The organism is Streptomyces sp. NPDC048612 (assembly GCF_043199295.1).
Classification (GTDB): Bacteria; Actinomycetota; Actinomycetes; order Streptomycetales; family Streptomycetaceae; genus Streptomyces.
This window is the reverse complement of the sequence record NZ_JBICVV010000003.1, coordinates 85,697-97,796: the sequence shown is the minus strand read 5'-3', so window position 1 is coordinate 97,796 and position 12,100 is coordinate 85,697. Positions and strand designations below refer to the sequence as shown.

Annotated in this window: 1 protein-coding gene; it reads left to right on the top strand. The window is 73.8% G+C overall.

Annotated elements, in window-relative coordinates:
• The first annotated feature begins 138 nt into the window (after positions 1–138).
• Positions 139–12,057 carry an SDR family NAD(P)-dependent oxidoreductase gene (locus ACGFN2_RS06645; RefSeq protein WP_393358053.1) on the top strand — a complete coding sequence of 3,973 codons (11,919 nt, stop codon included), beginning with the start codon at positions 139–141 and terminating at the stop codon, positions 12,055–12,057.
• Positions 12,058–12,100 lie beyond the last annotated feature (43 nt).

Here is a 12,100-nt window from a genome sequence, read left to right as displayed (position 1 = left end):
AGAGTCACCGGCCGACGCGCTGTCCGGCCGATCCACGCCCACAGAATGTGATCAGCGAATAGAGGATTCCAGTGTGGCGGCCGCCGGTGTGCGGCAGGCCGCCGGTCCGCCGAGCGGTCCGGGGAAGGGAGCTGAACTGTGAGCGAGGGAAAGCTCCGCGACTATCTGAAACGGGTGACAGCGGATCTCCACCGCACCGGCAAGCGTCTGCGGGACAAGGAGGCCCGCGAGCGCGAGCCCATCGCGATCGTGGCCATGAGCTGCCGCTACCCCGGCGGAGTGCGCTCGCCGGAAGACCTCTGGCAGCTGGTCGCCGACGGCACCGACGGCATCACCCCCTTCCCGGAGGACCGCGGCTGGAACGTGGACTCCCTCTACCACCCGGACCCCGCCCACCCCGGCACCTGCTACACCCGGGAAGGCGGCTTCCTCCACGACGCCGCCGACTTCGACCCGGACTTCTTCGCCATGTCCCCCCGCGAGGCGCTGGCGACCGACCCGCAGCAGCGCCTGCTCCTCGAAACCTCCTGGGAGGCGTTCGAACGGGCAGGTCTGCGGCGGCAGACCCTGAAGGGCAGCCCCACCGGGGTGTTCGTCGGCGTCATGTACAACGACTACGGCTCGCGGTTCCCCGAGCCGCCCGCCGGCCTCGAAGGACACCTGGGCAACGGCAGCGCCGCCAGCATCGCCTCCGGCCGGATCGCCTACACCTTCGGCCTCGAAGGCCCGGCGGTGACCGTCGACACCGCCTGCTCCTCCTCACTGGTCGCCCTGCATCTGGCCTGCAACGCACTGCGCCAGGGCGAGTGCTCCCTCGCCCTCGCCGGCGGTGTGACGGTGATGTCCACCCCCGTCACCTTCCTGGAGTTCAGCCGCCAGCGCGGGCTGTCCGCGGACGGCCGCTGCAAGGCCTTCTCCGAGGACTCCGACGGCACCGGCTGGGGCGAGGGCGCCGGCCTGCTCCTGCTCGAACGGCTCTCCGACGCCCGCCGCAACGGCCGTCGCATCCTCGGCCTCGTACAGGGCACCGCCGTCAACCAGGACGGGGCGAGCAGCGGACTGACCGCCCCCAATGGGCCGTCCCAGCAGCGGGTCATCCGCGCGGCGCTCACCGCCGCCGGGCTGACCGCGTCCGACGTGGACGCCGTGGAGGCGCACGGCACCGGCACCACCCTCGGCGACCCCATCGAGGCACAGGCGCTGCTCGCCACCTACGGCCAGGAGCGGGAAGCCGGCCACCCGCTTTGGCTCGGCACCGTCAAGTCCAACATCGGCCACACCCAGGCAGCGGCCGGTGTCGCCGGGGTCATCAAGATGGTGCAGGCGATGCAGCACGGCGTGCTGCCCCGCACGCTGCACGCCGAGCGGCCCGCCACCCACGTCGACTGGAGCGAGGGCGAGGTCCGGCTGCTCAGCGACGCCGTCGACTGGCCCGACACCGACCGGCCACGGCGCGTAGGGGTCTCGGCCTTCGGGGTCAGCGGGACGAATGCCCATGCCGTGCTCGAACAGGCCCCGCCCGCCGAGACCGCGCCGCAGCCCGACGGCCCGGACGCGGCGGCGCCCGCCCTTTCCGCCGAGCAGGACGCCGAGACGCCGCGCCCCGCCGCGCCGCTCCCGGTCGTGCCCTGGGTGCTCTCCGCCCGCAGCGAACCGGCCCTCAGGGCGCAGGCCCATCAACTGCGCGCCCACGCCAGCGAGTTGCCCGAGACCGTCGGCGTCATGGAGATCGCCGCCTCGCTCGCCACCACCCGTACCGCCTTCGAGGAACGCGCGGTGGTGCTGGGCGAGACCCGCGAGGAACTGCTGCAGCGCCTCGCCCGGTTCGCGCAGGGCGACGACACCGCGGCCGTCCGGGGCACGGCGGGCCGGGGCAAGACGGCGTTCCTCTTCGCCGGCCAGGGGGCCCAGCGCCTCGGGATGGGCCGTGAGCTCCACGCGGCGTTCCCCGTCTTCGCGGCGGCCTTCGACGAGATCTGTGCCCACCTCGACCCGGAGCTGCCCCAGCCTCTCGCGGATGTCGTCTTCGGCCGGGACGCGGCCGCGCTGGACCGGACCGGCTACACCCAGCCCGCTCTGTTCGCCTTCGAGGTGGCACTCTTCCGGCTCGTCGAATCCTGGGGCCTCGCGCCCGACTTCGTCCTCGGCCACTCCATCGGGGAGCTGGCCGCCGCGCAGGTCGCCGGTGTCCTCTCGCTGCCGGACGCCTGCCGGCTCGTGGCCGCCCGCGGCCGCCTGATGCAGGAACTGCCGCCCGGCGGCGCGATGTTCTCCTTCCGGGCCGCCGAGGACGAGGTGTTGCCGCTGCTGGCCGACGCCGGCGAACGGCTGAGCATCGCTGCTGTCAACGGGCCCCGGGCGACCGTCGTGGCCGGCGACGAGGACGCGCTCACCCGGCTCGTCCGGCACTTCGAGCAGCAGGGCGGCAAGGCCAGACGACTCCGGGTCAGCCATGCCTTCCACTCCCCGCTGATGACCCCCATGCTCGCTGAATTTCGGTCGGTGGCAGAGGGCATGACGTTCCATCAGCCAAAACTTCCGATCATCTCGAACGTGACCGGGGAGCCGGCTACCGACCTGGGGACCGCCGAGTACTGGGTGCGGCACGTACGCGAGGCCGTACGGTTCGCGGACGGCGTCCGGGCACTGGAGAGGCGCGGCGTCACCCGCTTCCTTGAGATCGGCCCCGACGCCACCCTCACCGCCCTGGCAAAGGGCTGCCTCGACGCGGACACCGGCCACCTTCTCGTCCCCGCCCTGCGCAAGGAGCGGGCCGAAACCCACAGCGTCCTCACTGCCCTGAGCGCGCTGCACACCCGCGGCGCGAGCCCCGACTGGGACCGGCTCTTCCCTGCCGCTGACCGTGTCGACCTGCCCACCTACGCCTTTCAGCGCGAGCGTTACTGGCTGGCGCCTGACGCGGCCACCGCGCAGCGCAAGGGCGAACACCCCCTGCTGCCGACGGCCATCACCCTGGCGGACCGCGGCGCCCTCGTCTCCACCGGACGCCTCACGCCCTCCGCACACCCCTGGCTCGCCGACCACGCCGCCGACGGCCGTATCCAGCTCCCCACGAGCGCCTTCCTTGACCTCGCCCTGCACCTCGGTGTGGTCGCCGGCTGCGAGCACCTCGCCGAACTCAGGGTGGATGCCCCCCTCGTCCTGCCCGAGCACTCCGCCGTCGAGATCCAGGTGGTACTCGACGCCGCCGCCGAACCGGACGGGCAGCGCACCCTCACGGTGCACTCCCGCCCCGCCGACCGGCCGGACGACGAGACGCCGTGGACCCGGCACGCCCACGGCACGCTCACCGCGCAGCCGCCCCCATTCCCCGGCCACGACCTGCGGACCTGGCCGCCCGCCGACGCCCGGCCCGTCGACACCGACCCGCTCCGCGCGGGGCGGGCGGACGACGCGGGCCCGCACGGCCTCCCGTCCGGCGGTCCGGGAAGCGTCTGGCGGCAGGGCGACACGGTGTTCACCGAGGCCGCACTGCCCGAGGAGTACCGCGGCGACGCGGCCCGGTTCGCCCTCCACCCGGCGCTGCTCGACGCCGTGCTCCAGGCGCTCCCGGCGGCGGGGCACCCCGATGCCGTCGCCGTGTCCTGGCGTGACTGCGTGCTGCACGCGGTGGCCGCGGAATCGGTGCGCGCCCGCCTCGCGCCCGCTGACGACGGCGGTCTGGACATCCACCTCACCGACGAACTCGGCGAGCCGGTCGCCTCGTTCGGCTCCGTCACGCCGGTACCCGCCACCGAGTTCGGACCGCCACAGGACAACGACGGCCGTGACGATCTCTTCACCGTCGAGTGGACCGGGCTGCGGCCGCCCACCCCACAGCAGCGGCCCTGCCGGGTCGCCGTCCTCGGCGCGGAAACGACCGAGGCCGACGCGGAAGGGACCGGGGTCGACGCTGACGACCCCACGTTCCACAGTGAGCTGAACGCGCTCGCCACGGCCGTGGAACGGGGTGCCGACGCCCCCGACCTGGTCGTCGTGCCCTGGCGGACCGCCGACGTGGCCCCGGTCGCCGAGTCCGGTGAACCGGCTGACGCCGCCCACACCTCGGTAGCGCACGCCCTGAAGCTGCTGCAGAACTGGCTCGCCCGGCCGGGCCTCGCCGCCGCACGCCTGGTCTTCCTCACCCGGGGCGCCGTCGCCACCTCCCTGGACGAGACCGTCACGGACCTGCCCGCCGCCGCGGTATGGGGCCTGGTGCGCTCGGCGCAGTCGGAGAACCCCGACCGCTTCCTGCTGGTGGACACGGACACGGACACGGACGCGGATGCGGATGCGGACGCCCACACCGACACCGGCGGCGATGCCCTGCCCGCCGCAGTGGTCAGCGCGGCCGTGGAGTCGGGGGAGACGCAGCTCGCCGTCCGTGCCGCGCGCATCCTGGCTCCTCGTCTGACCCGGCTTCCCCAGCCCTCCCGGACCGCCGAGCACCCCACAGCCGCGGCCCGCTTCGACGCTTTCCGAACCGTCTTGGTGACCGGGGCCACCGGGACCGTGGGCGCCGCCGTGACCCGACACCTGGTGACCGGCCACGGCGTCCGGCATCTGCTGCTCGTCGGACGGCGCGGGGACGCCGCGCCCGGCGCGGTCCAACTAGCTGCCGAATTGCGTGAGTTGGGTGTCCGAGTGACCCTCGCCGCCTGCGACGTCGCCGACCGCGCGGCCCTCGCCGACCTGCTGGCCACCCTCCCCGAAGCACACCCCCTGGGAGCGGTCGTGCACGCCGCCGGTGTGCTCGACGACGGGGTGATCTCCTCCCTCACCCCCGAGCGGATGGCCACCGTCCTGCGCCCCAAGGCCGACGCCGCGGTCAACCTCGACCGGCTCACCCGGCATCTCGACCTGTCGGCCTTCGTTCTGTTCTCCTCGGCGGCCGCCACCTTCGGCGGCCCCGGCCAGGGCAACTACGCCGCCGGCAACGCCTTCCTGGAAGCGCTCGCCCACCGCCGCCGCGCCGAAGGCCGCCCCGCCCTCGCCCTCGGCTGGGGGATGTGGGCGGAGCGCAGCGAGATGAGCGCCGGCCTCGACGAGACGGACCAGCGGCGGATGGACCGGGGCGGCGTCGGTGCGCTGTCCACCGAGGCGGCACTCGCCCTGTTCGACCGCTGTCTGTCCCAGGACCGGGCGGTACCGGTGCCGGTGCCGCTCGATGTCGCCGCGATCCGCAGGAGCGGCCCCGCGGCAGCCCCCCTGCTCCGGGAACTCGCCGGCCGTCCCGCCAAGCGGACCGCGGCCCCGGTGATCGGACAGGGCACGGGCGCCGGGGCCCCGGCAGCCCGGGAACTGGCCGCCCTGACACCGGAAGAGCGCCACGCCCAGATCCTCGACCTCGTACGCACCGAGATCGCCACCGTCCTCGGCCACAGCTCGGCGGGCCGGGTCGACACCGGCCGGGCCTTCGAGGATCTCGGCCTGGACTCCCTGACCGCCCTCGAACTGCGCAACGCGCTCGGCCGCCGGACCGGACTCCGGCTGCCGGCCACCCTGGTCTTCGACCACCCCACACCCTCGGCCGTCGCCACCTACCTGCTGGGCGAACTGCTCGGCGATGAGCAGGAGTTGACCGCATCCGGGGTCGACGCATCGACGGCCGGTGAGCCCGTCGCCATCGTGGCGATGAGCTGCCGCTTCCCGGGCGGCATCCGGACACCGGACGCGTTCTGGGAGTTCTTGGCCGCCGGCGGCGACGCCATCGGGGAGTTCCCCGAAGACCGTGGCTGGGACACCGCGGCACTGTACGACCCCGACCCGGAGCACGAGGGAACGACGTACACCCGCCGGGGCGGCTTCCTCACCGAAGCCGACCGCTTCGACGCCGGATTCTTCGGCGTCTCGCCCCGCGAGGCCCTCGCCATGGACCCGCAGCAGCGCATCCTGCTGGAGGTCTGCTGGGAGGCGTTCGAGCGGGCCGGGATCGACCCGCACTCCCTGCGCGGCAGCCGTACGGGCGTCTACGCGGGCACCAACGGGCAGGACTACACCACCGTCCTGGGCAACGCCGCCGAGGCCGTGGGCGGATACCTGGGAACGGGCAACGCGGCGAGCGTGGTCTCCGGCCGGATCGCCTACTCCTTCGGCCTCGAAGGACCGGCCGTCACCGTCGACACGGCATGCTCCTCCTCTCTCGTCGCCCTGCACTGGGCCGTACGCGCCCTCCAGTCGGGGGAGTGCTCGCTCGCCCTGGCGGGCGGTGTCACCGTGATGTCGACCCCCGCCGCGTTCCTGGAGTTCAGCCGCCAGCGCGGGCTGTCCGCCGACGGCCGCTGCAAGGCCTTCGCCGACGGTGCCGACGGCACCGGCTGGGGCGAGGGCGCCGGGATGCTGCTGGTCGAGCGGCTGTCCGACGCCCGGCGCAACGGACACCCGGTACTGGCCGTCGTCCGCGGCAGCGCCATCAACTCCGACGGCGCGAGCAACGGCCTCACGGCACCCAACGGCCCCTCCCAGCAACGGGTGATCAGGGCGGCGCTCGCCGACGCCCGGCTCACGGCCGGTGAGGTCGACGCCGTCGAGGCACATGGCACCGGCACCACCCTCGGCGACCCGATCGAGGCGCAGGCGCTGCTCGCCACCTACGGCCAGGAGCGCCCCGCGGACCGGCCGCTCCGGCTCGGGTCGGTGAAGTCCAACATCGGGCACACCCAGGCCGCGTCCGGCGTGGCTGGAGTGATCAAAATGGTGCAGGCCATGCGCCATGGCCTGCTGCCGCGGACGCTGCACCTCGATGCGCCCTCGTCCCACGTCGACTGGGCCGAAGGCGCCGTGGAACTGCTGGCCGCCCCCCTCCCGTGGCCCGATCACGGCCGCCCCCGCAGAGCCGGCGTCTCCTCCTTCGGCTTCAGCGGCACCAACGCGCACCTCATCCTCGAACAGGCCGATCCGGAACGCGCACCGGCCTCCCCGGAACCGGCCGGGCCCGCCGATCCGGCACGCGCCGCGCAGCCGGACACGCCGGACGCCGCCGACACCACCCCGCTGCCGGTCGTCTGGCCGCTGTCCGCCCGCAGCCCCGAGGCGCTCCGCGCCCTGGCCACGGCCCTGCACACCCACGCCGAACGCCACGCCGACCTGCCCGCCGCGGCCGTCGGCCACGCCCTGGCCACCACCCGCGCCTCCTTCGAGCACCGCGCGGTCGTCCACGGCACCGACCGCGCCACCCTGCTGTCCGCCCTCGGCGGACTGGCCGACGGCGAGGAGCCGGCAACCGGAGCCGCCCACGGCGTGGTCCGTCCCGGCGCCCCCACCGCTTTCCTGCTCACCGGGCAGGGCGCACAACGGGCCGAAATGGGACGGGAGTTGTACGAGACCTTCCCGGTGTTCGCCCAGGCCCTCGACGAGGTCTGCGAGCACTTCGCCGGCCCTCTCGGCCGACCGCTGCGCGACGTCATGTTCCACGACACCGACGGTCTGCTCCACCGGACGGAGTACACCCAGCCCGCACTCTTCGCCATGGAGACCGCCCTCCACCGCCTCGGCGAAAGGGCCGGACTGCGCGCCGACTACCTGCTGGGCCACTCCATCGGCGAGGTGACCGCCGCGCACCTCGCCGGGGTGTTCTCCCTGCCCGACGCCTGCGCGCTGGTCGCCGCCCGCGGCCGGCTCATGCAGGAACTCCCGGAGACCGGTGCCATGGTCGCCCTCCAGGCGACGGAGGCCGAGGTGCTGCCGCTGCTCGACGGACTCGGCCGGCAGGTGTGTATCGCCGCCGTCAACGGCCCCGGCTCCGTCGTGATCTCCGGTGACCGTCCCGCGGTGACCCGGATCGCCGAACGGCTGGCCGCCGAGGGCCGCAGGACCAAGCAGCTCCGGGTCAGCCATGCCTTCCACTCACCGCACATGGACCCGATGCTCGACGCGTTCCGCACGGTCGCCGAGGCGCTCACCTACCACGAGCCGCGCATCCCCGTGGTGTCCAACCTGACCGGCGAGATCGCCACCGAACTGCACCTCCCCGACTACTGGGTACGTCAGGCGCGGGGCGCCGTCCGTTTCCACGACGGCGTCCGCGCACTCGCCGGACAGGGCGTACAGCGCTACGTCGAACTCGGCCCCGACGGCACCCTCGCCGCCATGGCGGCCGGCTGCCTGCCGCCCGACTCCACCGGCCCGGCCGTCATCCCGCTGCTCCGCGACCGGACGTCCGAGTCCCGCTCACTGCTCGACGGCCTCGCCCGCGCCCATGTCCACGGCGCGGACCTCGACTGGTCCGCCGTCGCCAACTCCCGCCCTGGACACACGGCCGTCACCGACCTGCCCACCTACCCCTTCCAGCGGCAGCGCTACTGGCCGACCCCGCGCGCCCACGCCACCGCGGGCATCAGCCCGGCCGGCCACCCGCTGCTGAGCGCGGCCGTCGAACTCGCCGACGGCAGCCACCTGTTCACCGGCCGGCTCTCGGTACGCGACCAGCCGTGGCTCGCCGACCACGCCCTCGCGGGCACCGCCGTCGTCCCCGGCACCGCCTTCCTCGAACTCGCCCTCCTGGCGGGCGACCGGGCCGACTGCCCCCACGTGGAGGACCTGACCCTGGTCAGCCCCCTCGTACTCGCCGAGCGGGACACGAGGGACCTGCAGGCGGTCCTCGGCGCCGACGACGGCCAGGGCCGCCGGCCGTTCACCGTCCATGCCCGCCACGTCGACCCGGCTCCCGGAGAGCCCTGGACCCTGCATGCCACCGGTACCCTCTCCGCCGCCCACCCGGAGCCCACGGCCCCGGCCCCGTCGGCCTGGCCGCCCGCCGGCTCCGAGCCACTCCCGGTCGAGGATCTCTATGCGCGACTGAGCGCGGGCGGGTTCGACTACGGACCGCTCTTCCAGGGACTGCGTGCCGCCTGGCGCCACGGCGACCAGGTACTCGCCGAGGTGACCCTGCCCCAGCCCGCAGACGAGGACGCGGACCGCTTCGCGCTCCACCCGGCGCTGCTCGACGCCGCGCTCCACGTGTCCGCGTTCCTGCCGATGGAGGACGCCGAGAGCGGACGGCTGCCCTTTTCCTGGCGCGGGGTGCAGCTCCGCGCCACCGGGGCGACGCAGCTGCGGGTCCGCTGCGACCTGTCCGCACCCGGCACCGTGGCCCTCACCCTCGCCGACGCCGAAGGCCGGCCCGTCGCCGACATCGCGGCACTGACACTGCGCGAGATGTCCACCGACCACCTCGCGCTCTCCGCCCGGCCCTCCGGTCCCCTCTACCACCTGGACTGGCCCGTGGCCCCGATGCCCACGACGCCGCCCGAGGAGCCGGCCCACCTCCTCGTCCTGGACAGCGAGGCCCTCGCCGCCGACCTGGACGGCGCGGGCCGGACCGTGACCCGGCTGACCGGTCCGGCCGCTCTCCACGAGACCACCGGCACCGTCCTCGTGGAGCTCCCCGCCGGCGACCCGCACGAGGCGGCGACCGGCGCACTCGCACTGGTCCAGCGATGGCTGACGGACCCGCCCGCCGCGGCCCGCCTCGTCTTCGTCACCCGGGGAGCCGTCGACGCCCCCGGCACCACCCACCATGATTCCGCCGCCGCCCCCATCTGGGGCCTGGTGCGCTCGGCACAGTCCGAGCACCCCGGCCGGTTCGTCCTCGCCGACCTCGACGGCCAGGACACCTCGTACGCCGCACTGCCCGCCGCACTGGCGACCCACGAGCCCCAGTTCGCCGTCCGCGGCGGCACCGTGCACCTGCCCAAGGTCGCCCCGGTCCACGACGGCACCGCGTTGCGCGAGCCCGTCGACGGCACCGGCTGGCGCCTCGGCATGACCGGCAAGGGCACCCTCGACCACCTCACCCTCATGCCGCACGACGAGGCCGCACGACCGCTGGGTCGAGGCGAAGTGCGTCTCGCGGTGCGGGCGGCCGGGGTGAACTTCCGCGATGTGCTGAACGTGCTCGGCATGTACCCGGGCGATGCGGGAGCGTTCGGCCTGGAGGGGGCGGGCGTGGTCACCGAGACCGGTCCGGGCGTCCTTGGGCTGGCGCCAGGTGACCGGGTGATGGGGCTGTTCCCCCAGTCCTTCGGCCCCCTCGCGGTGGCTGATGAGCGGATGGTGGTCCGGGTTCCGGAGGGTTGGTCGTTCGCGCAGGCGGCGTCGGTTCCGGTGGTGTTCTTGACGGCGTATTACGCGCTGGTGGAGCTGGGCGGTCTCCAGGTTGGTGAGTCCGTGTTGGTGCATGCCGGTGCGGGTGGTGTGGGGATGGCGGCGGTGCAGTTGGCGCGGCATCTGGGTGCGGAGGTGTTCGCCACTGCGAGTCCGGGGAAGTGGGGGGCGCTTCGGGCTTTGGGGCTGGATGAGGCGCATATCGCTTCGTCGCGTGATCTGGACTTCGAGGAAGCCTTCCTGGCGGCGAGCGGTGGCCGGGGCGTGGATGTGGTGCTGGATTCGTTGGCGGGTGAGTTCGTGGATGCGTCGCTGCGGTTGTTGCCGCGGGGTGGGCGCTTCCTGGAGATGGGCAAGACGGATGTCCGTGAGCCGGGGGAGGTGGCGGCCGGCCATGAGGGGGTGCGGTATCAGGCCTTCGATCTGATCGAGGCGGGCCCGGACCGGATCGGGGAGATGTTCGCGCAGGTGCGGGAGTTGTTCGAGGGGGGTGTGCTGGAGCCGTTGCCGGTGACGGCGTGGGATGTGCGGAAGGCTCCGGAGGCGTTCCGGTTCCTGAGTCAGGCGCGGCATGTGGGCAAGGTCGTGCTGACGATGCCCGTTCCGCTGGATGTGGAGGGGACGGTGCTGGTCACGGGTGGGACGGGTGGTCTGGGGGCGCTGGTGGCCCGGCATCTGGTCACCGAGCACGGCGTACGCCACCTCCTGTTGACGAGTCGTCGGGGTCGGCAGGCTCCGGGGGCGGATGCCCTGGTGGAGGAGCTGGTTGGGCTGGGTGCCGAGGTCGAGGTCGTGGCGTGTGACGTGTCCGATCGCGGTGCGCTGAGCAGGCTGCTGGACTCGGTGCCGAAGGAGCACCCGCTCACCGCCGTCGTGCACACCGCAGGCGTCCTCGACGACACCGTCGTCACCTCGCTCACCCCGCAGCGGCTGTCCGCGATCCTGCGCCCCAAGGCCGATGCCACGGTCCATCTGCATGAAGTCACCCGTGACGAGGACCTGGCGGCGTTCCTCGTCTTCTCCTCGACCGCCGGTGTGTTCGGTGCACCCGGACAGGCCAACTACGCCGCCGCCAACGCCTTCTGCGACACCTTCGCCGCCGAGCGACGGGCCGCCGGGCTGCCCGCCACTTCGCTCGCCTGGGGGCCGTGGTCCCAAACGACGGGCATGACCAGCGGACTCACCGAAGCCGACCTGCAGCGCATGGCGCGCGCCGGCCTGCCTGCCCTGCCTCCCGACCGTGGGCTCGCCCTGCACGACGCGGCGCTCGGTCGGCCCGAGGCGGCCCTGCTGCCGATGCTGGTCGACCGCCGTGCCCTGGGCTCGGGCGGGCCCGTACCCCCGCTGCTGAGCGGCCTTCTGCCGACCGCACCTCGCCGCACAGCGGCCGCGGTTGCGGCGGCACCGGCCGGAGCGGGCTCCGCCGAGACCCTGACCCGCACGCTCGCCACCCTGACCCGCGACGAGGCACACCACGCCCTGCTCGACGTGGTGTGCACCCAGGTCGCCGCCGTACTCGGTCATGCCTCCGCGGCCGAGGTCGGTGACCAGCAGTCGTTCAAGGACCTCGGCTTCGACTCGCTGACCGCGGTGGAGCTGCGCAACCGGCTCGGTACCGCGACCGGCGCCCTGCTGCCCGCCACGCTCGTGTTCGACCACCCCACGCCGCTGGCCCTCGCCGACCACCTGTGCGCGGAGCTGGCCCCTGGTCATCCTGCGGGGCAGGCCGCCGCACCGGAGGACGACGCAGCGGTACGGGAGGCCCTGGCCGCCATCCCCCTCGAACGCCTGCGGGCGGCCGGACTGCTCGATGACCTGCTGGCGCTGGCAGAGCAGACGAGGTCCGGCACCGGTGGCGGGGGCGGCGTCGACTCCGCCCCCGCCCCGGACGCCCTCGAAAGCATGGAAGTCGACGACCTCGTACGCCTCGCGTTCGGCGCAGCGGACGGCTGAGCACCGCTGCCACGACGCACCCCACCTGACGAAGCCGGAATGA